The sequence below is a fragment of the Metabacillus sp. Hm71 genome, from assembly GCF_051842955.2.
Lineage (GTDB): Bacteria > Bacillota > Bacilli > Bacillales > Bacillaceae > Metabacillus.
The window spans coordinates 5,664,265-5,688,464 of sequence record NZ_CM200278.1 but is presented as its reverse complement, the minus strand read 5'-3'; the positions used below and the strand labels follow the sequence as shown (position 1 = coordinate 5,688,464).

25 protein-coding genes are annotated in these 24,200 nt (G+C 35.1%); 23 read left to right on the top strand and 2 right to left on the bottom strand.

Annotation, left to right across the window (positions count from 1 at the left end; all coding sequences use genetic code 11):
• The first annotated feature begins 31 nt into the window (after window positions 1-31).
• The 4 genes from ACSVDH_RS27910 to ACSVDH_RS27895 all read left to right on the top strand — a co-directional run bounded on the left by ACSVDH_RS27910 (window position 32) and on the right by ACSVDH_RS27895 (window position 2,170).
• On the top strand, window positions 32-754 hold the full coding sequence (locus ACSVDH_RS27910) for a PIG-L family deacetylase (protein ID WP_439250796.1): 723 nt from the start codon (window positions 32-34) through the stop codon (window positions 752-754).
• Window positions 755-1,332: 578 nt separating this feature from the next.
• On the top strand, window positions 1,333-1,542 hold the full coding sequence (locus ACSVDH_RS27905) for a hypothetical protein (protein WP_439250795.1): 210 nt from the start codon (window positions 1,333-1,335) through the stop codon (window positions 1,540-1,542).
• Window positions 1,543-1,754: 212 nt separating this feature from the next.
• Entirely contained in the window at window positions 1,755-1,952 is a 198-nt protein-coding gene (locus ACSVDH_RS27900; protein WP_439250794.1) for an IDEAL domain-containing protein, read from the top strand.
• Window positions 1,953-2,035: 83 nt separating this feature from the next.
• Entirely contained in the window at window positions 2,036-2,170 is a 135-nt protein-coding gene (locus ACSVDH_RS27895) for a hypothetical protein (RefSeq protein ID WP_439250793.1), read from the top strand.
• A 187-nt stretch (window positions 2,171-2,357) separates the two neighbouring features.
• Here the strand turns inward: ACSVDH_RS27895 and ACSVDH_RS27890 are convergent, their stop codons facing one another.
• The gene (locus ACSVDH_RS27890; protein ID WP_439250792.1) at window positions 2,358-2,489 is read right to left on the bottom strand and encodes a hypothetical protein; all 132 of its coding nucleotides are present in this window, start codon (window positions 2,487-2,489) and stop codon (window positions 2,358-2,360) included.
• Window positions 2,490-2,800: 311 nt separating this feature from the next.
• Between ACSVDH_RS27890 and ACSVDH_RS27885 the strand changes: the two genes are divergently transcribed.
• Window positions 2,801-3,223, top strand: coding sequence for a DUF3221 domain-containing protein (locus tag ACSVDH_RS27885; RefSeq protein ID WP_439250791.1), 423 nt, complete (start codon window positions 2,801-2,803; stop codon window positions 3,221-3,223).
• Between the two features lie 358 nt (window positions 3,224-3,581).
• Here ACSVDH_RS27885 and ACSVDH_RS27880 read toward each other — a convergent pair whose 3' ends face one another.
• Window positions 3,582-4,637, bottom strand: a complete 1,056-nt coding sequence (locus tag ACSVDH_RS27880; protein ID WP_439250790.1) for an endo-1,4-beta-xylanase — start codon at window positions 4,635-4,637, stop codon at window positions 3,582-3,584.
• Between the two features lie 166 nt (window positions 4,638-4,803).
• Between ACSVDH_RS27880 and ACSVDH_RS27875 the strand changes: the two genes are divergently transcribed.
• The 18 genes from ACSVDH_RS27875 (at window position 4,804) to ACSVDH_RS27790 (ending at window position 24,199) form a co-directional block, all read left to right on the top strand.
• The gene (locus ACSVDH_RS27875; protein ID WP_439250789.1) at window positions 4,804-6,282 is read left to right on the top strand and encodes a hypothetical protein; all 1,479 of its coding nucleotides are present in this window, start codon (window positions 4,804-4,806) and stop codon (window positions 6,280-6,282) included.
• 732 nt (window positions 6,283-7,014) lie between these two features.
• Complete coding sequence (locus ACSVDH_RS27870; RefSeq protein ID WP_439250787.1) at window positions 7,015-7,761, top strand: YveK family protein; 747 nt, start codon at window positions 7,015-7,017, stop codon at window positions 7,759-7,761.
• Entirely contained in the window at window positions 7,751-8,452 is a 702-nt protein-coding gene (locus ACSVDH_RS27865) for a CpsD/CapB family tyrosine-protein kinase (RefSeq protein WP_439250786.1), read from the top strand. Before ACSVDH_RS27870 ends, ACSVDH_RS27865 begins: the two co-directional genes overlap by 11 nt.
• A gap of 125 nt (window positions 8,453-8,577) precedes the next feature.
• Window positions 8,578-9,342: a tyrosine-protein phosphatase gene (locus tag ACSVDH_RS27860; RefSeq protein WP_439250784.1), complete on the top strand. Its 765-nt coding sequence runs from the start codon at window positions 8,578-8,580 to the stop codon at window positions 9,340-9,342.
• Window positions 9,343-9,560: 218 nt separating this feature from the next.
• On the top strand, window positions 9,561-10,889 hold the full coding sequence (locus ACSVDH_RS27855) for a UDP-glucose dehydrogenase family protein (protein WP_439250783.1): 1,329 nt from the start codon (window positions 9,561-9,563) through the stop codon (window positions 10,887-10,889).
• 15 nt (window positions 10,890-10,904) lie between these two features.
• Window positions 10,905-11,798 carry a UTP--glucose-1-phosphate uridylyltransferase GalU gene (gene galU, locus ACSVDH_RS27850; RefSeq protein WP_439250782.1) on the top strand — a complete coding sequence of 298 codons (894 nt, stop codon included), beginning with the start codon at window positions 10,905-10,907 and terminating at the stop codon, window positions 11,796-11,798.
• Between the two features lie 17 nt (window positions 11,799-11,815).
• Entirely contained in the window at window positions 11,816-12,487 is a 672-nt protein-coding gene (locus tag ACSVDH_RS27845) for a sugar transferase (protein WP_439250781.1), read from the top strand.
• Window positions 12,488-12,893: 406 nt separating this feature from the next.
• Window positions 12,894-13,844: a polysaccharide pyruvyl transferase family protein gene (locus ACSVDH_RS27840; RefSeq protein WP_439250780.1), complete on the top strand. Its 951-nt coding sequence runs from the start codon at window positions 12,894-12,896 to the stop codon at window positions 13,842-13,844.
• Complete coding sequence (locus ACSVDH_RS27835; protein WP_439250779.1) at window positions 13,841-15,052, top strand: oligosaccharide flippase family protein; 1,212 nt, start codon at window positions 13,841-13,843, stop codon at window positions 15,050-15,052. Before ACSVDH_RS27840 ends, ACSVDH_RS27835 begins: the two co-directional genes overlap by 4 nt.
• 1 nt (window position 15,053) lies before the next feature.
• A complete protein-coding gene (locus ACSVDH_RS27830) occupies window positions 15,054-16,034 on the top strand; it encodes a glycosyltransferase (RefSeq protein ID WP_439250778.1) in 981 nt (326 codons plus the stop codon).
• A complete protein-coding gene (gene pssD / locus ACSVDH_RS27825) occupies window positions 16,031-16,498 on the top strand; it encodes a PssD/Cps14F family polysaccharide biosynthesis glycosyltransferase (protein ID WP_439250776.1) in 468 nt (155 codons plus the stop codon). The genes ACSVDH_RS27830 and pssD overlap by 4 nt, the downstream gene beginning before the upstream one ends.
• The gene (gene pssE, locus ACSVDH_RS27820; protein WP_439250774.1) at window positions 16,495-16,980 is read left to right on the top strand and encodes a PssE/Cps14G family polysaccharide biosynthesis glycosyltransferase; all 486 of its coding nucleotides are present in this window, start codon (window positions 16,495-16,497) and stop codon (window positions 16,978-16,980) included. Before pssD ends, pssE begins: the two co-directional genes overlap by 4 nt.
• Complete coding sequence (locus ACSVDH_RS27815) at window positions 16,977-18,353, top strand: sugar phosphate nucleotidyltransferase (protein ID WP_439250772.1); 1,377 nt, start codon at window positions 16,977-16,979, stop codon at window positions 18,351-18,353. Before pssE ends, ACSVDH_RS27815 begins: the two co-directional genes overlap by 4 nt.
• 469 nt (window positions 18,354-18,822) lie before the next feature.
• The gene (locus ACSVDH_RS27810; RefSeq protein WP_439250928.1) at window positions 18,823-19,110 is read left to right on the top strand and encodes a glycosyltransferase family protein; all 288 of its coding nucleotides are present in this window, start codon (window positions 18,823-18,825) and stop codon (window positions 19,108-19,110) included.
• A gap of 1,215 nt (window positions 19,111-20,325) precedes the next feature.
• Window positions 20,326-21,072 (top strand): YveK family protein, encoded by a 747-nt coding sequence (locus ACSVDH_RS27805; protein ID WP_439250770.1) that lies wholly within the window; start codon window positions 20,326-20,328, stop codon window positions 21,070-21,072.
• Entirely contained in the window at window positions 21,062-21,763 is a 702-nt protein-coding gene (locus ACSVDH_RS27800) for a CpsD/CapB family tyrosine-protein kinase (RefSeq protein ID WP_439250768.1), read from the top strand. Before ACSVDH_RS27805 ends, ACSVDH_RS27800 begins: the two co-directional genes overlap by 11 nt.
• 89 nt (window positions 21,764-21,852) lie before the next feature.
• Window positions 21,853-22,617 carry a tyrosine-protein phosphatase gene (locus ACSVDH_RS27795; RefSeq protein ID WP_299094518.1) on the top strand — a complete coding sequence of 255 codons (765 nt, stop codon included), beginning with the start codon at window positions 21,853-21,855 and terminating at the stop codon, window positions 22,615-22,617.
• 253 nt (window positions 22,618-22,870) lie between these two features.
• Complete coding sequence (locus ACSVDH_RS27790; protein WP_439250766.1) at window positions 22,871-24,199, top strand: UDP-glucose dehydrogenase family protein; 1,329 nt, start codon at window positions 22,871-22,873, stop codon at window positions 24,197-24,199.
• The last annotated feature ends 1 nt before the right edge of the window (window position 24,200 follow it).

Sequence of the window (24,200 nt, the reverse complement as noted above, 5' to 3'; positions counted from 1 at the left end):
AATTGGTATCAATTGAAAATGGAGGATTTCAATGAGAATTCTTTTTGTCTTACTTTCAACATGTTTATTGGCGATCGCAGCGGGCTGCACTGAAAAGCAAACGGCGGTCTTTTACTCGCCACATGCCGATGATGAGGTGTTAAGCTTAGGACCGTCCATTTTGGAACATCGAGTACGCGGCGATAAAATTGTTATTGTTTTATTATCAGAGGGGAAGGCGAGCGGAGCCTTTGAGAAAGTCAATCAAAAACTAACCGATAAAGGGCTGCCAACGATATCAAGAGACGAATTCGCAGCAGCGCGGGTAAAGGAATTTAAAAAATCAGTGAAAGCCTTAGGTGTGGCTGATGAAGATGTTCATGTGTACCAGCTGCCTGACGGTGATATCCAAAAGGATGAGGTCAAAGAGATTATGAAGGAAATGAATGAGCGGTATCCGGCTGCAAGCCATCATGCCCTGTCTTACAATGACCCGCATCATGACCATGCTGCCTCAGGCTATGCATTAAAGGAATTCCTGGAGGAAGAGCAGGACATATCCGGAACCTTTTATCTACCTGTCCAAGAGCATCAAAACCTCGAGTATGAAGGAATCTATAAGGTTCCCGGAAAATATCATGAGGATTTTGCCGAAAGCTTAAACGCGTATTCAATTTGGGACCCGGAAAACGGCTTTTATGCGATCGGACATACATCTGTTAAGCCATATTTCAACACAGCAGAAAAAATGAAGGAAAGCAGATGGCATAAATAAAAAAAGCGCAAGGCGCTTAGCATTCGGCGACAAGCATAAGGCGAACAGGAATAGAAGGTGTTCTTTACCTTCAATTCCTGTTTGACTAGACCCTAGAGCCGATGGCGCCTAGAGCTAGATTCAGAAACGCAAGCTATGTTAAGAAAATATATAAATTCTGATATTATAACAAAAACCCATTCTTACCCCTTGTTCCATCAGGCAAACAAGGGAAAGAATGGGTTGAATATATTTGTACGATCTAAATTTTATAAAAAGCTTTTTACGACTAGAAAGAAGGCCATCCACAATGGAATACTAAGCAACATCCCCCACATAATTCCGTTAAACACATTTCCTTGTTGTTCCATGATCAGCACTCCTTCATCTTTTAAGGTAGATTACTTTAAGCTTGTCCTTATTATATTTGAAAACGCTTTCAATGTATATAGTTTTTATACAAATTGGTAAAATTTAACCTAAAATTTTAAAAGTTTATATCTGCTTTTTGTGTCTTTATGACTATATGCAAAAGGTAATAAAACGATAAAGAGTGGCAAAAACTAAGAAGACTTCACAAGCAAAAGGAGGCGATAACGATGGGAGCAAAAGGCAACTCAGGCAAAGTCACGGTCATCTTCCATTATGCTGACCATATCGAGAAAAAAGAACATACTCAAATCGAATTAAATGCCTTATTAGGGGCAGACCTCATTTTCATCGATGAATTTAAAGAGGCGAAGAAAATTGACAAAAAGATTTGGAAAAGCCATGTTAACGGAATGAATTTGGATGTGTATTTAAAGTGAAGGCACCTGATTATTGGGTGTCTTTTTCAAACACCCAGAAAGAACGTCATCTTACGTAACAAGAACAAGGTAAGATCCTTCCAAATTTCTTAAAATAAAAGAAACAGGCAGCACCATCTCGTTAGGTAAAGTGACAAGTTTTCAGGTTTAAGGCAGGAAGAGGATGGCTATATAAGTTAGAAAGAGATAAAAAACAAGGAGTGGATGTCGGGATGGATAAGAATTCACTTAATACGATGAACAAACAGACAAAGGAAATGTTTGACGCTCTAGCTGCAGAGCTGATCGTCGACAAAGCAATACGCGATTTTCAAAAAGAGCAGCTGCACAAAGGAATTGACCAGTCGCTACAGGAGCGAAACAAGGAAGAGTTCCTGCGCTTGACAAAGGCATTAAACGAACTTCACTAAAAAAATTAAAAATTGATCGTTTTTAAGTATAAGAATTTACTAGTTTGGTAATCATGGAGATAAGAAGAAAGGAGAGAGGAAAAATGGCAAAAGAGAAGAAGCTTGATTTAACGGATTTTATAAAGGGTGAACGCTTTGAATTGCATTCCTACCTGAATTATTTAGTCAGTCAAGTATCTGCTACGGTTGGAGAAGAGTCTAAGGAGAAAACGGTCTAAACTGAAAGGAAAACACGGAATGGTAAAAAGGAAAGAATAAAGCGACCTTGTGATTCTCATTTAGAAGACAAGGTCGCTTTTGTTGTTTGCTTATTAACTTTTGATGAATGTTTTAAAAAATATAAGTGCAAAATAAAGACACCAAATCAATTATGCAAACAAGGTAAGTATGTACTTATGTGATCAATTAATGCATCAATAGCGTTAAGCTCGCACTTAGAAGAATCGTCACCGCTGGTACAGCAATCATTAAGATCAGTTTATTTCGCTTCTTTGTCCTCTCGATCTCCTCAGGAGTCATCCACATTGATTTTGCCATGAAACTTAGCCCCTTCTCTTCTATTTTATGGGTAAAACTGTGCATTATAGGTAAGCGCTTTAAATTATAGTATAGGTAACCTCTACTAAACAAGGGCAAATTCCTCCAAATTTCGACTTTTTTAACCATGCTTAAAGTCCAGTATTTTTTCTGAAACCCTTTCATACCTAGGTCGTCTAATTTAGTAATGATGTCAATTTCTTGCAAAGGAGAGAGTCTTTTGAAAAAAACAATGCTTTTATTGATGTTTTTAAGTCTCACCTTTTTTGTACTGGCGTGCGGTTCAAATAAACAAACTTCCTTGACAACAAGTGAACAACCTCAATCAGGATTTAGTCGAAGAAGCAGCTAAGCCTTGGTTTGATGAGATCAAACCAAAAGAAATCGAGGGCTATGTATTTAAAAAAGAAAACGGCAATATTCTGGTCGTTAACCCGAATCCAAGAAAAATAGAGGGGGTAAAGACGATGCATGATGCCATTTGGTTCACATATGACCCACATTCAGTTGAAATTGGCGACAGGGTTCAAGCAACCTATGAAGTCGTGGAGACCTCCTACCCGGCACACGCAAAAGCAACTAAAATCAAGAAACTAGAAAGCCGAAAGCCTCAAGGGGCTGAATTGTCAGAGGCCGAGGCGGTAAAAAAATCTCTAGAGACACATAAACAGAAGCTAAAACAAGTACATAACGTAATGAACCTGATGGATGATTCCAGATCATCTATAAATTGAAAGAAAGAGAAATTGGATAAAAGCAGAACTAAATTTAGTATCCGCTTTTCCTATATAGCTCTTGAAGAATTTGTTTCATACTTTAAGTGTGTAATAAATTAACCTGACAATATATGTTGCTTTCTAGAATCCAGTTAATTACTACTACCAATAAATATAATCCCAAGGCAAATTACTTATACCGTATACGTTGCTTAAATAGCTGATGCTAATTTTACTGCTAGAGAACATAAACCTTTAATATTAGATATGTCTAGAAAAATCCTACATTCCTTGATTATTTCCTTGCCTTTATTTGTTCTCGCCTCCTTAAAGGCAAAATAAAAAGCCATCTTTAGGATGACTTCTGAAAAACAATTTATTGTTTAGTTTGTTTACTGTACTTTACGAATATCTTTAACAGTGACCAATACGAATCTTTTGGCTCAAAATTACTATCGAATATTAACGGTTTTTCTTCTTCCCTTCTCCAGGTATATTTATCTGTAAATCCCCACACTACTAGCGCAGTACAAGATTCAGTTTTCAAACAGATACTCAATATATTTGAGTACATTTTTGATTGCTTATTTAACCTATAATTCATTGAACCTCTGTCGACAATCCCTATATCTAATTCTGTAATGTGTGTTTGGATATCTATTTTATTAAGCCGATCCATACTCTTTTTTACTTTTCTAAGATTTATATCTTGTCCTATCCTTGTGTGCATCTGATAGCCCACACCAGAAATTGGAACACCGTCTTCTTTAAAATCTTTTAACATTGAATATAGAGCATCTGATTTAGGATTAATGCCAGCAATTCCATAATCGTTATAAAATAACAATGCGTCAGGATCAGCTTCATGCGCCCAGTAATAAGCTAAACGAATATACTCTGGTCCAATTGTCCTTAACCAAATAGAATCCCTTAATGTACCATCATCATTCAATGCCTCGTTTACAACATCCCAAGCATATACTTTATCTTTATAACGGCTAACCACAGTTTGAATATGTTCCTTTAAGATTTTTTTCATTTCTTCTTTAGTAAAATCACCATGTTCTAACCAATCAGGAATACTTTTGTGCCAAACAAGTGTATGTCCTCTTACCTTTTGATTGTTATCGATAGCATATCTTACTAATTTATCAGACTTAGAAAAATCGAAACTATTTTTTCCAGGATGTATAGAGCTAAATTTCATTTCATTTTCTATGGTTACGATATTAAATTCTTCACTCAATACTTCCTCATAATTTGGATCATTTATTAATGGGCTTAAACTAATAGCTGTTCCTATATAAAATCCCTCTTTTTGAGCTAGTTCTCTTAAGTTACCAATCGGGACTTTTTCATCTTCCTTTAGATTGAAAAACACGAATATTACAATTGTTACACCGAGTAATGTGAAAAATAAGAACTTTTTCATGTGTCTATGACCCTCCTATTCCATGTAATACTTAGTAACATAGGATTATTAAACTAAAAATTTATGTAAAATTCTATCAGAAAATAAAACTTTTGTTGCATTTGATTGGAAAATATTTAATAATAGTTTACGTGTTTGTTACAAAACTAGAAAAAGGGGTTAAGAAATGGAATATGCTCTTGAACAAGGAAATTTGTCTGTTAAAGAGAATAAATCTCTTCCAATCTATCTTGTATTTTTATTGATTCCGCATATATTGTTATATACTTTGATTTCTAACCTTCATGAATTAAGTATTCCTTTTGCAGGTTTAATATTAGTGTCATTTATTATGGTTTTATTGTTTGTAAATTACTTTAAAACTCCAATTTACCTATTTTACCATTTAGTGTTTTTAATTGCTTCTCAAAACATCCTAGCTGGACTAGGCATGAACCTTTTTGAGTATCAGGTTAATGGTGAAAATATTAAAATGCTAATGGTGTATAAAGAAGTTTTTGCAATACTATTAATTGCTGCGCTTTATATTCGATATGCGAAAAATTTTAATTTAATAAAGTTCGAAAAATTATTACCTTTTTTTATTATTTACTTACTATATAGCTTCGTTACTTCCTCAGCAGACATGGAAAGTAAGTTTTATTACATGAGAGGATTTGCCATACTTTTTGTATCTTACTTTTTAGGAAGATTATTGTTTTTTGCAATAAAGAAACATCAACACAGGGTTAATACCTTACTTTCATTTGTTGTAGTATTAGGTATAATATCAGTTATTTTCGGCTTTTTATTTTTCATCATTGACCGATCTTCTCATATATGGAAAGAATGGTTTAACTTAGGATATGTTATGCAAGCTAAAGGAACCGCGTATACTGATCACCCTGACTGGAGTACTCCAATTGGTCAGTATTACATTCCAAGAATGTTTTCATTTTTCTTCGATACTATTAATTTGAGTTATTTCATTATGTCAGCAATAATATGTTCATTGTTCCTTAAATCAAAATTGATGTTTATGGTAAGATTTTTATTGTTTATTGGTTTATTATGGACACTTGGAAAAGGAGCTTTAGGGATACTAGTACTTGTATATGTTTGGATAATTGCTTTATATAGAATTAAATTTCACCCTAGATTTTTTATTACAACCTTTATAAGTGCAATTGTATTTGTATTCTTTTTCCTAAAAAACAGCGGTATTAAATCAAGTATAATTGTACATTTTAATGGTTTCATTGAGCCACTTCTTAATTCTCCAACACATCCATTAGGTAATGGTATTGGGAACGGTGGTGTGTATTATGCTATGAAATACAATATATCTCCACTTTCAATTCTCCATATGGGTGCAGAGAGTTTCTTTGGTACCATGATTTATCAGCTTGGTTATCCAGGAACAATAATTTATGTTTTATTCCTTGTAGGATGCATCAGATATTTACTTAAGCTTGCTTATAGTGAACTACCGAAAATTGATTTTACCTATATTGCATTATCTGGTATTGTATTTGCTTTATTCACAATTTCTTTATTCCAAGAAGCAACCTTCGGCTTAAACTACACTGGTATTTTGCTTATATTAGTAGGTTTTTATATTTCTAAAGTTCAAGATTCGCTAAAAATTAAAAATAACACCGTTTAAGCAGTTACTTGGAGGTTAAAAATAAAGCCAAATATTTAAATGATAATTAAAAAATGTCCTAATTCGGAACAATAAATTAACAAAAGTTTTGATTAAAGACCGCAATTTTAACTTAATTAGAATTTGAATTATGCCAAATTCTTTCATTAAGACACACATTTTCTGAATCAATTTAGGTGAAAGTCTACTCAGTTTTTTTGGAAGCTACGTTGTAATATGGCATTTAATTCTAATAAACATTTGAAGTTCTTTTTCATCTTTTACATGTTGGGTGAATCTTGTTAAACTTTCCAACTCATTCAACTGTGTAATGATGAATAGTTAAAAAACTTGTAAGTTGTTAACTTTTTAATGATCAATAACTGCAATAAAAATCCCAAAAATCCTTTTTGTTATTTATTTTTACTTATTTATTGTGGATTTTGCGGTACCACAGTAAAAGCGTGACACTTTAATACGATGTTAATTTAAATTTAATGAAAAAATTATAAAAATAGAGCTTTTGAATCAGGTAATCGAATAACTCTTTCCTTTTTTGTTTGATTCAAATTACCCAAAAATAATTGTGAAAAAATACAAATAGATGATAGAATAAGTTTTTTAATTGAATAATAGGATGAATCACATGCTTTTTTGTAAAAAAATGTACTTTCTTGGTAGATATAAAGGGTGATATTCATTATAATAAATTAGTCATATTAAATTTATAGATTAAAATTTCTGGAGGTTAACATGGAAGGTACAATTAGCTTGAAAGAACTATTTCTTACATTAAAGAAACGTCTTTCACTTATTATAATCATTGCAGCAATTGCAACGACAACGAGTGGTATTGTAAGTTATTTTCTTTTGACACCAATATATCAGTCTTCAACACAAATATTAGTGAGTCAATCTAAAAGTGAAGAACAAGTTTATAATTATAATGAGGTCCAAACAAATCTTCAATTAATTAACACCTATACCGCCATTATCAAAAGTCCAGCCATATTAGATAAAGTCGTTGAAGAAGAAAAAATAAATACAACATCTAAGGATCTAAACGAGTTAATTACAGTTTCTAGTGAACAAAATTCACAAGTAGTTAATATATCAGTGCAAAATGAGGATCCACAAAAAGCAGCTAATATTGCGAATGCAATCGCTAAAATATTCCAAACTGAGATAACAAAAATTATGAATGTTGACAATGTTTCCATTCTAACACAAGCCCAAGTTGGAGAAGACCCATCACCAATTAAACCAAAGCCGGCCTTGAACATGGGTATTGCCTTAATAGTTGGCTTAATGGTTGGAGTAGGTTTAGCATTCTTACTCGAATATTTAGATAACACAATCAAAACCGAAAAGGACATTGAAACTCAGCTTGGCCTTCCGGTATTGGGTGCAATTACAACAATTTCAATGAATGATGAGATGAAAGAGCAACCTAGTAACGCAACAACGTTAAGAACGCGAGGTGAGTCTGTTGGCTCGTAAGGATCGGAAACAATTATTTCAATTACAAAATAGAAGTTTAATCTCGATGACAAACCCGAAATCGCCAATCGCAGAGCAATTTCGGACAATCCGTACCAATATCCAATTTTCAAGTGTTGATGAAGAGTTGCAAACGATGATTGTCACTTCATCAGGTCCAGGAGAAGGGAAGTCAACGACGACTGCTAACTTGGCTGTTGTGTTTGCACAGCAAGGAAAACGTGTCCTATTAGTAGATGCAGATTTACGTAAACCAACTGTGCATTACACATTCAGACTTGAAAATCATATTGGATTATCGAATGTGTTAACAAGACAATCAACTCTTGAGGAGGCAGTTCAAACAACATCTCAAGATAAACTTTGGATATTATCCAGCGGTCCAATTCCTCCAAACCCATCGGAAATATTAGGTTCTAAAGGAATGCAGGCAATGATTGAGCAAGCGAAGAATGAATATGATGTCATCATCTTTGATACGCCACCTGTGTTAGCTGTTACAGATGCTCAAGTATTGTCGAACTTAACAGACGGAGTTGTGCTTGTTGTTAGCAGCAGAAATACAGAGATTGATGCAGCAAAGAAAGCGAAAGAGCTACTTGAAAGTGCTAAAGCAAAAATACTAGGTGTGGTATTAAACAACAAAAAGGCGCAAGATAGTCAATATTATTACTACTATGGGGGAAAATAATCACAATTCGATAAAAACCCCCTCTTTTCTTTTGTTTTTTTTGTGTATTAGGATGTAATTTATGTAAAATTATAGAGAAATAGTATCGGATTTTAACCAATATATTCAAATTGGAGGTAGGTAGATTGATAGATATACATAGTCACATTTTACCTGGAGTGGACGACGGGGCACAAACAGTTGAAGATGCGATTAGTATGGCTAAGCTTGCAGTTGAAGAAGGTATTACAAAGATCATTGCTACACCTCATCATCAAAATGGTAAATATATAAATAAAAAGCAAAATATTATAGAAAGAGTATCAGAATTTAACATGATTCTTCAGCAAGAGAATATTTCTTTAGAGGTTCTACCAGGGCAGGAAACAAGGATCTATGGTGAACTGATAGAAGATTTTGTTAAGGGAGATATTCTTCCTCTTAATAACACAAAATATTTATTCATTGAATTGCCTTCAGGACATGTACCAAGATATACGGAAAAGCTCCTTTATGATGTTCAATTAAATGGATTAACTCCTGTGATTGTACATCCTGAGAGGAATTCGGAAATAATAGAAAATCCTGAGATTTTATTTAATTTGGTTAAAAAAGGTTCTCTAACTCAAATTACAGCATGTAGTATTACGGGACATTTTGGGAAAAAAATTCAGAGGTTCTCGACCCAGCTTATAGAATCACATCAAACTCATTTTATATCTTCAGATGCTCACAATATCTCCTCAAGAAGCTTTCGAATTAAGGAATCGATTTCTGTTTTAGAAAAGGAGTTTGGAAGTCAGATAGTATATTTTTTTCAAGAAAATGCTGAACTTCTTTTAAAAGGTCAAACAGTTTATAAACCGGAACCAAACCAAATAAAACGTAAAAAGTTTTTAGGCATATTTTAAGTATTAATTTAAATTAATTGAACCGGTGGAGGTACTCAGTCTAACTTTGGGTGCCTCCTTTATAAAAAAATTTTGTCTTAATAATGCGTTAGGATGACTTAAATAGTCGTGAGTTTGAAAAGCAAAACAAAGATATTTAATCTAAATGAATTTAGTGAATAAAGTGTATTTCCGCTAGAAATTTTACATTTTAAATAAATAGAAAAAGGTGAATATATATGAAAATTGCTGTAGTAGGAACTGGATATGTAGGTTTAGTTACTGGTACATGCTTATCTGAAATTGGACATACTGTAACGTGCATTGATATCGATCAAAACAAAATAAATAAAATGCGCGAAGGTATATCTCCGATTTATGAACCAGGTCTAGATGAATTAATGAAGAAAAATATAAATGAAGGACGTTTGTTTTTTACAGCTAATCATGATGAAGGATTTAAAGATGCAGACGTCATCTATATAGCTGTAGGTACTCCCGAAAAAGAGGATGGTTCGGCAAATCTTTTATTCGTCGAACAAGTGGCTAAAGACATTGCGAAACATGTTGAAAAAGATGTAATAGTTGTTACGAAGAGTACAGTTCCTGTAGGAACGAACGATTGGATTAAAGAAGTTATTCAAACAAATCTAGTAAATAATGTAGAAGTTGATATAGTATCAAATCCTGAATTTCTGCGTGAAGGTTCTGCAATTTATGATTCTTTTCATGGAGATCGTATTGTAGTTGGAGCAGAGAATGATAAGGCAGCAAATACTATAGAGGAAATTAATAAACCTTTTGGAATACCGGTATTTAAAACTGATATTCGAAGTGCTGAAATGATTAAGTATTCAGCAAATGCTTTTCTTGCGACTAAGATAAGTTTTATTAATGAAATTTCAAACATTTGCGAAAAGGTCGGAGCAAATGTTGAGGATGTTGCTAATGGAATGGGACAAGATAACAGAATCGGTTCACAATTTTTAAACGCTGGAATTGGATATGGCGGCTCTTGCTTTCCAAAAGATACAAAGGCTCTTGTCCAAATTGCAGGTAACGTAGAGTATGATTTTGAACTTTTAAAAGGTGTAATAAGAGTGAACCAAAAACAACAAGAAATTATATTAAATAAGCTGGAAGAGCGATTTAATAATCTAGAAGGGAAAAATATTGCAGTATTAGGTTTAGCGTTTAAACCGAACACAGATGATATGAGAGAAGCAGCTTCTATTGTTATTACAAAATATTTAATTGAAAAAGGAGCAAAAGTGTTTGCTTACGATCCAGTAGCAATGAATAATGCTAAGAATATATTGGACCCTAAAGTTAACTATGTATCAGATACCATTGATGCTTTAAAAGGATCAGATGCAGCATTAATTCTTACAGAATGGAATGAGTTTAGAGATTTAGATATACGTATATTTGAAGATAATATGAAACTACCCATTATTTTTGATGGTCGTAATTGTTTTGATCTTGATGTAGTCAAAAACTTTAAAGTGGAATATTACTCAATGGGAAGACCTTCTATTATAAATAATGTTGTTTTGGATGTTAAATAACAAGGGGGATTCAGAATGAAAAAAGTAAGAAAAGCAATTATACCAGCAGCAGGATTAGGAACTCGATTTTTACCAGCAACGAAAGCAATGCCAAAGGAAATGCTTCCGATTTTAGATAAACCAACGATTCAATACATTGTTGAAGAAGCGATTGCTTCAGGGATTGAGGATATTATCATCGTAACAGGTAAGGGGAAACGTGCCATTGAAGATCACTTTGATGTGGCACCGGAGCTTGAACGGAACTTATTTGAAAAGGGAAAAACTGACTTGCTTGAGAAAGTCCAGCATTCCAGCAATCTAGCAAACATCCATTATATTCGTCAAAAAGAACCAAAGGGCTTAGGCCATGCGGTATTGTGCGCAAGACAATTTATTGGCAATGAACCATTTGCGGTCCTGTTGGGGGACGATATTGTTGTGAGTGATACACCGTGCTTAAAGCAGCTGATCGATGAGTATGAACATACCAACTCTTCAGTTATTGGCGTTCAAACAGTGGAAGATAACCAAACCCATCGCTATGGAATTGTTGATCCAAAAAGCATTGAAGGAAGACGTTATCAAGTGAATAACTTTATTGAAAAGCCTGCTCCTGGTACAGCGCCGTCAAACCTTGCGATCATGGGACGCTATATCCTGACTCCTGATATCTTCAGCTTTTTAGAGAATCAGGAATTAGGTGCCGGTGGAGAAATTCAATTGACAGATGCTATTCAAGAATTAAATAAAATTCAACATGTGTATGCATTTGACTTTGAAGGATTGCGTTATGATGTAGGAGAAAAGATAGGGTTTGTAAAGACTACAATTGAATTTGCTCTAAATAATGATGAATTGGGTAAAGAGATCTACTCCTTTATGGAAAAGCTTCTGGAAGAAAGCAGATTCCGTAAGCAAGAAGTGTAAGAAGGAGTGGATAAACAATGAAGGAGTCTTCAGCAACAGCTATTTCATATATAGATCCATCCATTGAAAAAAAATTAGCAAGCACCCAATCCTATGAAAGATGGAAGAGATTGATAGATATTGTCGGTTCAGTTATCGGCATTTTTATCTGCCTTCCGTTGTTTCTTCTCGTCGCACTCTTAATCAAGCTTGAAGATCCAAAAGGAAAAATCTTCTTTTCGCAAGCAAGAGTGGGACTTAATGGGAAGGAATTTAAAATGTACAAGTTCCGATCGATGGTGCATGATGCAGAAGCGCGGCTGGAAAAGCTGCTGGCACAAAATGAAGTAGAGGGCGCCATGTTTAAGATGAAGGATGATCCTAGGATAACAAAGGTCGGGAAAATCATTAGGAAAACCTCCATTGATGAATTGCCACAATTTTTTAATGTGTTAAATGGCAGCATGAGCTTGGTAGGGCCTCGTCCCCCGCTGCCACGAGAGGTAGCAGAGTATAACGATTATCACAAACAACGGCTGCTCGTAAAGCCCGGTTGTACAGGCCTATGGCAGGCTACGGTTAGAAACAGTGTAGGTTTTGAGGAAATGGTAGAATTAGATCTTACTTATATTAAACAAAGGTCGATCCTCTTTGATATTAAGATTGTATTTATGACCGTTATTACATTAATAAGAGGTAATGCGTATTGATGAAAGTTATGTGCAAATCGAAAGCTTTACCCATAACTTTATAGAAATCATTTTTATTATTTTTCATAATAATATTTTTATATAAGGGATATTGTTATTTTTATTTTTGCCCCTTATCAATGAAAAGGAGTCTTGTAGATTTCTAACAGTTTTTTTCTGTTTAAATTCACCAAAGTTATCTAACATATTTTTAGGCACTAAATTTTTGGTGAATAGTTTTTTATTCTTTCAAACTTTTATATATACGGTTTAGTTAACGGAAGTTCCTATCATTTTATTTCTTGTGACAATTACTAACTCGTTTATTATATGTTCAACTTGTCAATGTATAATAATCAAAATATATATTTCATGACAATCATATTAATTTTAGCGTATCAGCTTCGATACGATGAGGGTGAGCAAAATGAGTAAAACATATTTAGGTTATTACGGCATGCTGAATCTAGGCGATGATTTAATGCTGAAGACATTATTGGAAACAGGTACGAATGAAAAAAGAACGGTCATTCAGTTTAAAGATAACCCTCTGCCAGGTCAAGACAAGAACATCAAATTTTTAACTTGGCCTGATGGGAAATTTACTAAAATTACATTCGCACTTCGCTTAATTTTGCAATCAAAAGAAGTCATCTTTGGTGGCGGCACATGCTTTACTGATGAAGATGGCGATGGCTTCTTTAAATACATGGTCATGGCCAAGCTCTTAGGAAAAAAGGTGAAATATAAAGCGATTGGGATTGGAAATTTAAAGCGAAAATCAAGGATCTTCAAAACGAAAATATTATTATCGATTGCGGATGAAATCACAGTTAGAGATGAACAATCCTTTAACAGGGCCAAGAAATTTACCAAGGATAAGAAGAGAATTGTGAAGGAAGATGACTTAGCGATTAAGTCAATCGGGAACATTATTAAACAGGAAAAATTCACAGTGAATCGTAAGGACCCATATCTAGCATTGGGATGGAGAGATTTAAAAAGGTACGACTGCAAGGAATGGAATGACCCAAATTATGTGGTTGATTATATTTTGAAGCTAGCGAAGGAAAAAGGATTAAAGAAAATCGTGATGTTTGATGTCGATTCCTATTTTGACGCCGATATCAATCAAACCCTTTATGATTTGCTAGTGGAAAAAACGGACTTGGATGTCGTCTACAACAAGAGTACAGACATCATTGAAAAGATGAAAGTGATCTGTGAATCAAACTTTGTTTTCACGTCAAGATTGCATGTTGCAGTCATTGCGGAAGAAGCAAATCTTCCATGTGAAGCTCTAAATTACTCGCCGAAGATTCAATATTATGTTGATGAGGTGCGTAGTCAGCATGTCAAAGTAGTGTTATTTACATGAAACTGATTTTTCTTTATTTATTTCAGTTATTGTCAGTATTATCAGGTTTTATCTATCAGGTCATTCTGGCAAAGAATGTTACGGTTGAGGAGTTTGGGACCTTAAATGTCATTATAACCGCAATTGTTATTTTCGGTACGATTGGCTCGTTTGGGATTGGTCCCAATCTTCTAAGAATCTATAACAAATTTGATCTTAAACAATCGATAAAACCTATTTTTACTTTACTGATGATCACAAGTTTATGTTCAGTTATTATATTTAGTCTTTTCTTTCTTACTGTTGTTGATGATTTAATCATTATTCTCTTGATATTTTCGATTGTTCTATTAGTAACAAGGATTTTTACGCCTGTTACAGAAGCTGTTTTCCAGATCAATGATCAAATGATCTCTTTGAGTTTATTACGGTTTTACCAGCAGTTTGCGAGACTATTGGCAGCTGTTCTCTTAATCTTCTTACCTTTTAATGGATTGGATTTTTTAATTCTAGCTGGTGCTCTATCGCTTCTTTCGATTTATATTTCGCTTGTTTCATTTAGGGATCTGAAGCAAAAAAAGAACAACTACCAGGATTCGGTTATAACCGATGTAAAATCGGCCTTTACGTTTACTGTCCCATACGCAGGGGCCAGCATCTATTACCAAATTTATTTTCAGGTGAATATTATCCTGTTTGGTCTTTTACAAATGGATACAGAAGCAGCCTATTATTCTGCTGTTTTTAATTTCATGAATGTAGCAAGTGTTTTTCTGCTTCTTTATTTTCAAACCTATATGCTTCCAAAGATTCACCAAAACTATCGCTATGACTATTTTGCGGCGTTCAGAAAAACGACGATCATGTTAGCTCTGTTATCGGTAATTCCCATTTCGATCATCAGTTATTTTGGCCAGGAGATCATTCAGCTGGCATATGGGGATGATTTGCTAGACGCAAGTATTTATTTTTCCATCATGATCTTTTTTGTCCCAATCCGGATTTTAATCAATGGGTTTGGATCTTTATTAATTAATGAGGATACAGTTGAGCAGAAATCAATCATACAACGATATGCAGCCATCCTGTCGATTTTAATGGGTTTCCTATTTATCTATTTATGGGGGATCCTAGGCGCCGTTGTTTCCTTCTATATAGTTGAACTATTTATTTTAATAAGATTCACACTCTTGGTGTCTAGAACAATAAAAAAATTAAGGAGCATCTAATATGGAATTTATCATATGGGGGAAATATCAATCTAGAGCGGAACGGTTAGCAAGTTATCTAGATTGTAATATCCATTATATTCATTCGGATCAATCTATACTTGTCAGGTATATGTCTAGTCTTACCAAGTCCCTGAATATTATGTTGAAATCAAAATCTGACACGTTTATCATTCAGCTTCCGCCTAATTTAATTATCTATCTGCTTCCCTTGATTAAGATGTTTAATAAACGAGCAAAAATCATACTTGATATGCATAATGGCGCAACAAGGGGGAGTTGGGGGAAGCTTCCTTTTATCTGGAAGATTATGGATAAATATTCAGATCTGATCATTGTGCATAACGAGGATTATTTTAAAGAAATCACGAATACAGGCAAGGTAACGACGAAGTTAATCGAAGTGCTGCCTGATCCGCCGGCAGAAAAGCATCGAACGGCAATTTTAGGTTTAAACCATTCAGATTTCTTGAAAGAAGGCAAAACAAACGTTCTAATTCCTTGCTCATATAACCCGGATGAACCGATTTTTGAGCTGGTGGAATTAGCCAAAATGAATCCGGATCTTCATTTAATTTTAACAGGGAATAAAAATAAGGCCTTCAAGTTATTAGGTGATAGGGAGATTCCAAAGAATATTACATTCTCCGGCTTCATAAGCGCAGAGGAATACAAATATTTGTTCTTGCATGCTGATGTAGTAATGGGGTTAACAAAGAATGAAAATATTCAATTAAGTGTCTCGACGGAAAGCTTATCCTTCGGAAGACCAGTTATTTTATCTGATACAAAAACTTTAAGGAAGCTGTACCCAAATGGATTTATCTTTACGGTTAACCAGCCTGAACAAATGAAAGACTGTATCAAGCACTACTTAGAGGATTATCAAGAGCTTACGAAGGAATTAGGTGTAGTCCGACAAGAAAAAATCAACAAGTGGAACGTTAAATTAGAAAAGTTGAGAGGAGAATATAATCTATGAGAATTTTATTTACCTCTTCTACAGGTGGACATTTAGAACAATTAAAGGTATTGATCAATGAATTAAATGTTGGAAAAGAGACAGAGCGATATGTATTAATAGAGAAAAGTCCTTTTGAAAATAAATTTAAGAATGTCAAAGATATCTTCTACTTAATTCAGCAAGATCGAAAGGATAAATATTTTATTTTTAAATTTATCAAAAACATCTTTACAGCCTTTAACGTATTACGAAAGGTAAAACCTGACTTTTTACTAAGCACAGGTGCAGGCGCCACACTGCCAGTAATTATCTTAGCAAAATTATTTGGGACGAAGGTCATTTATGTCGAGAGCCTAGCTAAAATCAACAATCTGACGATAACAGGTAAAATCAGCAGCAAATTCGCCAATCGATTTTATGTTCAGTGGAATGAACTATCACAAAAAGTACCAAATACCGTTTATAAAGGAAGATTATATTGATATTTATTACATTAGGAACACAGAGGTTTCCATTTAATCGAATAATTGATCAGGTGAAAGAACTTAGAAAAACGTATAAAGGTGACATCGTGATTCAAAGTGGCTATACAACATGTGAGCTAAATGGTGTTACTTCCCAGAGTTTTATGGATAGTGATCTTTTTATCAATAATATCAATAAAGCTGACATTATTATTACACATGGTGGCACATCGAGTATTATTAAATCACTTGAAGCTCAAAAAAAGGTTATTGCCGTTCCTCGCTTAGCTAAATTTAAAGAACATGTTGATGACCATCAGCTTGATATTTGCCTAACCTTTGAGAAAAAAGGGTACCTTACCGTTTTAAAAGAGAATGAACATTTAATTGATAAAATTGAAAACTTGAAAAACCAAACTTTTAATCAATATGTCAGTAATAAACAGGATTTATTAAATGATATTGCACTTTATATCGAACAGGTAGGTGGACAGGCATGAAGTTGATTCTACTATCCGGTGGAAGCGGAAGCCGATTATGGCCACTTTCAAATAATGCCAGGTCAAAACAGTTTTTAAAAGTGTTAAAAAACGAAAATCAGCAATTAGAATCAATGGTTCAACGGGTTTGGGGGCAGTTGAAAACAGTTGGTTTGGCAGATTCAACGATTATTGCCACTAGCAAATCCCAAGTCGATATGATTCAAAGCCAGTTGAATAATTCGGTAGATTTAGTGATTGAACCAGTGAGAAGAGATACGTTTCCTGCCATTATTCTTGCAGCTTCCTATTTGCACAGTGTGAAAAAGGCTTCATTGGATGAAGTCGTTTCCGTTTTACCTGTAGACCCTTATGTGGAAGCTTCGTTTTTTGAAAGAATGCTTGATATAGAGGATGTGCTAAACACAAGCCAAGCTGATATTGCATTAATGGGGGTTCAGCCGACATTCCCTTCTGAAAAATATGGCTATATTGTACCTGATCCCGATACAAAAACGAGTCAATATCAAGTTGTCAATCGATTTGTCGAAAAGCCAAAAGAGAACCATGCGAATGAGTTAATGGAAAATGGAGCCCTTTGGAATTGCGGCGTATTTGCTTTTAAACTGGAATATATCATCAAACTTCTAGAAGAGAAAGGTCTCCCAATCAATTATGATGAATTGTTAGAAGGCTATGGTGAATTGCCAAAGATTAGCTTTGACTATGAGGTTGTGGAAAAGGCTGAGAAAATTGTCGTTCTTCCTTATGATGGTTATTGGAAGGATTTAGGGACGTGGAATACGTTGACAGAAGAAATGGCAGCTGGATTGATTGGAAAAGGTCAAATTAGCCAGGAATGTGAAAACACGCATTTAATTAATGAATTAGATATTCCAGTAGCTGTCATGGGATTGTCAAATGTCGTAGTGGCGGCAAGTCCAGATGGAATCCTGGTTACTGAAAAAAGTGCAAGTCCTCGCGTGAAAGAAGTGGTATCCAATCTAGTCGATCGTCCGATGTATGAGGAACGTCGCTGGGGCTGGTATAAAGTCCTTGATCACAGTAAATTTGACGGCGGAAACGAAGTTCTGACAAAGCGAATTGGCGTAAAAGCCGGTAAAAATCTCAGTTATCAGTTCCATCATCAACGAAGTGAAGTATGGACAATTGTCAAAGGAGAAGGTGTCCTTGTGTTGAATGGCAAGATGAGCGTGGTCAGACCGAATGATGTCATTCAAATTAACAAAGGTGAATATCATGCCCTTAAGGCAGTAACAGATCTAGAGCTAATTGAGGTGCAAAGCGGCAGCGAGCTCATCGAAGAGGATATCGTCCGAGTTTTGATGAACTGGAATGAGATTGAAGAACTATGTTATGCGTCTACTAATTAAGTTCAAATATTTCTATATTAAAAGGTAAGCTGATAGAACTGGAATATAAAATTACAGAATAAAGCTCTGCTGACTTTTCAAGAAAAGGTTCAGAAAAGCAATCAGAATTATATGGTAACATCCTTCTTTCAACTTGTATATCTGCTAATAATTGCAAAGCTTTATGTAGGATTTACGGACAAACATAGCTGGATACCAAAACAAATCGAAACAGATGATTACCCACTTATCATTGATCGTAATTATTAACTAAACCAACTTATGATTTGGTTAAACGATATTTTGTTATCAATATAAAAGGAGTTAAAATTGAGCTATACATTTTTTGAATAATACTTTCAGTACAATCAAAAATTTTATAGTCTTTTAATGTATGCGAAGCAGAGAAAAAGCTGTTATCTATTTCAGCCTTTACTCCTTTGCTTTTCATATCGAATAAGTCAGGGAAGCTTGGACATATACCGCTTATATTGCTGCATGTGATTTCTTTATCACCAAGGCAGGCTGGGGTACTATAGGAGAAGCTGTCGCAGCTGGAGTGCCGTTGTTAATTATTGAAAGAGAAGGAATGAGAGAGGATAAGAATACAGTTGAGTATTTAAAGGACAAAAATCTCGCTGATGCAATTAGTGGAAGCGACTTTAAAGATTTCGTATTGGATGATAAGAATACATTCTTAAAGACAACATATAAAAAAGGTCAACGCAATGCTGTCGAAGAAATTGCTGGAGATATTTTAAGATTAATTGCTTATTAAGTAAAGGAAATACCAGGGATAATCATAAGAATGTTCAAATCAAGCAAAGTATACGAAGAAGTGAAGGCATCTTTTACACCTTTTCTCCTTCGTATTTTATTTTCTACATACCAAACCCTATCAATAACGGAATCTCGTAACAGGGAATCATGTCTTTAAAGTTTACTTGTTTCTTAATGAAAGTTTTAACTCTTTTTCAACACTTATCATAACATCCCTTGGCGTAAACCCCTGTTCCTTTAGCTTTTGAATGAACACGATCCATTTTGGTTCAATATGAATTGTTTCTTCATCTAATCCTATTAGGTACAATGGGGAAACTTGATAATAATTCAATAAAAACTAAATGTTCACATTTAAAGGATTTGTACTTCACTTGTTCTAACTTATGAAAACAGTTAATGACAACCCTTACTTACTCTTATTTCTTTCAATCTCTTCCCTATATCCATTTTCTCTCCTCTTTTCTTTTGATTATTTAAGTAGATTGTATTCAGAGAGATACTCCCTAGACAAATAGCCACCCTTCCCACCTAAATCCTTCTACCTATCCCATTTTCTAACATCCAAACAATAAAAACCCAAAGGATCAAATTCTATTGAGAATTGTAAAAATAATCAGATATTTTACAAAGCTTTACTTAAATTTAACATTCAAAAAATTGGAAGAAACGTTTGACGATTAGTAAATACCGCCTAAAAAATTCGAACCATTAGTACTACCTAAAAGCAACTAAATTATCACCAATAGACTAGTTTGTAAAAAAGCAACAACTAAATTTTGGATGGTGTTTGTCTAATATAGTATGACATCTCGAAAAGAACTTGTCTTTATGAATGTTTATGTAGCAGGTGCCCAAAAACGCTGGAAATACTGTATATCTACGGATATTTCCCGAAATTGTAAGCGTTGAATAGGTAACGTTTACAATTGGTGGGGGATTAAAGCGTTGATTGGAATAACGTTTTTATGCAATTAGTCCCTCCCCTTTATACCGGGGCAAATTCAGTCCCAAAAGGATCGGGAAATGAAATTGGTCGTAATGACCCAAAGAAATCGCCAAAAAAAATGGTAGAATAAGTCACGTAAGGTGGAGTAATTGAGAAATATTCCTAATTACGTCACATTATGTAACAATAGTAAGATCTGTTCGACAAATTTTTTGTTTAGCAGCTATTGCTAGAACGTAATTGATTAAAACGATGGAGGTTATCATGGAAGAAACAATCAGCTTGAAGGAGCTGTTTCTGACACTCAAGAAACGTCTCTTACTCATTCTACTTATTGCAGCAATTGCGACTTCAACGAGCGGTGTTGTTAGTTATTTTCTGCTCACACCGGTTTATGAATCATCAACACAGCTTCTCGTCAATCAAGCAAAAACTGATCAGCAAGTGTATAGTCCTAATGAGGTTCAAACGAATCTACAGCTCATTAATACGTATAACGTCATTATCAAGAGTCCAGCTATTTTAGATAAAGTTATTGCTCAAGAGAAGCTGCCGATGACTGCTGAGGAACTAAACGAAATCGTGACAGTATCAAGTGAAGAAAATTCACAAGTTGTTAATATTGCGGTTCAGCATGAGGATCCGCAGCAAGCTGCAGCTATTGCGAATTCCATAGCCGCTATTTTTAAGACAGAAATTACGAAGATTATGAGTGTTGATAACGTAAGTATTTTAACTCAAGCACAGGTTGGTGAGGATTTGTCACCAGTCAAGCCTAAACCAATTCTTAACATGGCCATTGCCTTAATGGTAGGGGTAATGCTTGGAGTCGGACTGGCATTTTTACTTGAGTATTTAGATAACACGATTAAATCAGAACAGGATATTGAAAAGCAGCTAGGCCTTCCAGTATTAGGTGCAGTTACGGTGATTAATACGGATGGCGAATCAGCTAAAATGGTTAGCCAATCAGCGGTAATCAGAACGCGAGGTGAGTCAGTTGGCTCGTAAAGACAAAAATAAAGCATTTAAATTACAAAACAGAAGTTTAATTTCTATGACAAGTCCAAAATCACCGATTGCCGAGCAATTTCGGACAATCCGTACGAATATTCAATTTTCAAGTGTTGATGAAGAGGTAAAAACGATCATCGTCACGTCCGCTGGGCCGGCTGAAGGAAAATCAACAACAACGGCGAATCTGGCTGTTGTCTTTGCCCAACAGGGGAAAAAAGTGTTAATGATTGATGCGGATTTACGCAAACCAACCGTCCATTACACATTCAATAAAGAGAATTATATAGGTTTATCAAATGTTTTAACAAAACAAGAAACGCTTGTTGAAGCTATTCAAACAACTTCACAAGAAAATCTCTTTGTCTTAACAAGCGGTCCCGTCCCGCCAAATCCATCAGAACTTCTCGGGTCAAAAGGGATGCAGTCGATGCTTGCGGAGGTTAAACAGGAATTTGATGTGATCATTCTGGACTCGCCGCCTGTATTAGCTGTAACAGATGCCCAAGTCTTGTCAAATCTTACTGATGGTGTGGTATTGGTTGTTAGTTCGGGAAAAACAGAAGTGGATGCTGCGAAGAAAGCAAAGGAGCTTCTTCAAAGTGCAAAAGCGAAAATACTCGGAGTTGTTTTAAACAACAAGAAGGCTCAGGACAGTCAGTATTATTATTACTACGGTGGAAAATAGTTCCTTCTGCTTTAATCTCGAAATTGCCCTTTTGCGGCATCGTATAGGGAAATGAATGAAATAAGTAATTTTCCTTGGAGGGAAGTATAATGATCGATATTCATAGTCATATTTTACCCGGAGTGGATGATGGAGCCCATTCTGAACAAGATGCGATCAATATGGCGAAGCTGGCGGTGGAAGAAGGAATCACCAAGATCATTGCAACTCCCCATCATCAGAATGGTAAATATCGGAATAATAAACAGGATATTTTAAAGAGGGTAGATGAGCTTAATCATTTATTTCAAAAAGAGAAGATCCCGTTAGAGGTTTTACCAGGACAGGAGACGCGCATCTATGGTGAATTGCTGGAGGATTTTGAAAAGGGCGATATTCTTCCACTCAATCAAACAAATTATTTATTTATCGAACTGCCTTCCGGGCATGTCCCGAGGTATACGGAAAAGCTGTTGTTCGATATTCAAATGAAAGGTTTGACACCGATTATTGTTCATCCTGAGAGAAATGCAGAAGTGATGGAGAATCCTGATCTGTTGCTGAATTTAGTCAAAAAAGGCTCGCTGACACAGGTAACAGCAGGGAGTGTTACCGGGCATTTCGGAAAGAACATTCAAAGGTTTTCTATGAAATTGATTGAAGCGAATTTGACACACTTTATTTCTTCTGATGCCCATAATATTTCCACAAGAAGCTTTAAGATGGTGGAATCGATTTCCAAAATTGAAAAGGAATTTGGCAGCCAAGCCGTTTACTACTTTCAAGAAAATGCTGAACTTCTTACACAAGGGCAGGTGGTGTACAGACAAGAACCAAGTAAAATCAGGCAGAAAAAATTTTTGGGGCTCTTCTAATAAAATAGGAGTCACATTTAGCTGCCAGGTTATGTTTAAAAACAATGACTCCTGATATTTGCAAACAACACGTGCAAAACAGCAGGCTTGTGTCGAATTATGTCTGAATATTCTGAATTGTTTAGAGGGGATATATTTAAGAAATCGACATGATCATTGGTTAGACTGCCTGAATTTGTTGAAGAATCTTGTGTCAATTCTTTTCTGTGAATACCTCTTAAAAATTAATAACTTTAGAAAAAGGTGAACGAATATGAAAATTGCCGTAGTTGGAACTGGTTATGTTGGGTTAGTGACGGGTACATGCTTATCTGAGATTGGTCATCATGTAACATGTATCGATATTGATCAGGTCAAAGTAAATAAAATGCGTGAAGGGATCTCTCCCATTTATGAACCGGGTCTTGACGAATTGATGAAAAAAAATATTCAAGAAAACCGCCTGTTCTTTACAACCAATCATGATGAAGGCTTTCACGAGGCAGATGTTATCTATATTGCGGTAGGTACTCCGGAAAAAGCGGATGGTTCAGCTAATCTTACATTTGTTGAGCAGGTAGCAAAGGATATTGCAGCACATGTGAAAAAAGATGTCGTTGTCGTCACGAAAAGCACCGTACCGGTTGGCACAAATGATTGGATCAAATCAGTGATCGAACAGCATCTTGTTCATCCGATAAAAGTAGATGTCGTATCAAACCCAGAGTTTTTACGAGAAGGATCTGCCATCTATGATTCTTTTAACGGGGACAGAATCGTTGTTGGCGCTGAAAATGAAGCGGCAGCCGCAATGATCGAGGAGATTAATAAACCATTTGGCATTCCGATCATGAAAACGGATATTCGCAGTGCCGAAATGATTAAATATGCGGCAAATGCGTTTCTTGCGACAAAGATCAGTTTCATTAACGAGATTTCCAATATTTGCGAAAAGCTTGGCGCGAATGTTGAGGATGTTGCCAATGGAATGGGCCAGGATGGACGAATTGGCTCGCAATTTTTAAATGCCGGGATCGGTTATGGCGGCTCCTGCTTTCCGAAGGATACAAAGGCGCTTGTGCAAATTGCCGGCAATGTTAAATATGACTTTGAGTTATTAAAGGGCGTCATTCGCGTCAATCAAAGGCAGCAGGAAATTCTTTTTGAAAAGCTAAAAAGTCGCTTCGATCAATTAGAAGGAAAGAGAATTGCTGTATTAGGATTGGCCTTTAAGCCTAACACAGATGACATGAGAGAAGCACCGTCCATCGTCATTACGAAAGAATTGCTTGTAAAAGGAGCAGAGGTCGTTGCTTATGATCCTGTTGCAATGGACAATGCCAAAAACGTTTTAGATCCTAACATCAACTATGTTTCTAGTGCGATCGAAGCCTTAAAAGGCGCTGATGCGGCATTAATCTTAACGGAATGGAATGAATTCAAAGACCTTGATATTGGAGTATTTAAGGAAATGATGAAAACTCCTGTTATTTTTGACGGTCGTAATTGTTATGACCTTTCAATAATCAAAAACTATGAAGTTGAATATTACTCAATGGGTAGACCGTCTATTAACTCTTTACATTTACTAAGTGTTGAATAAA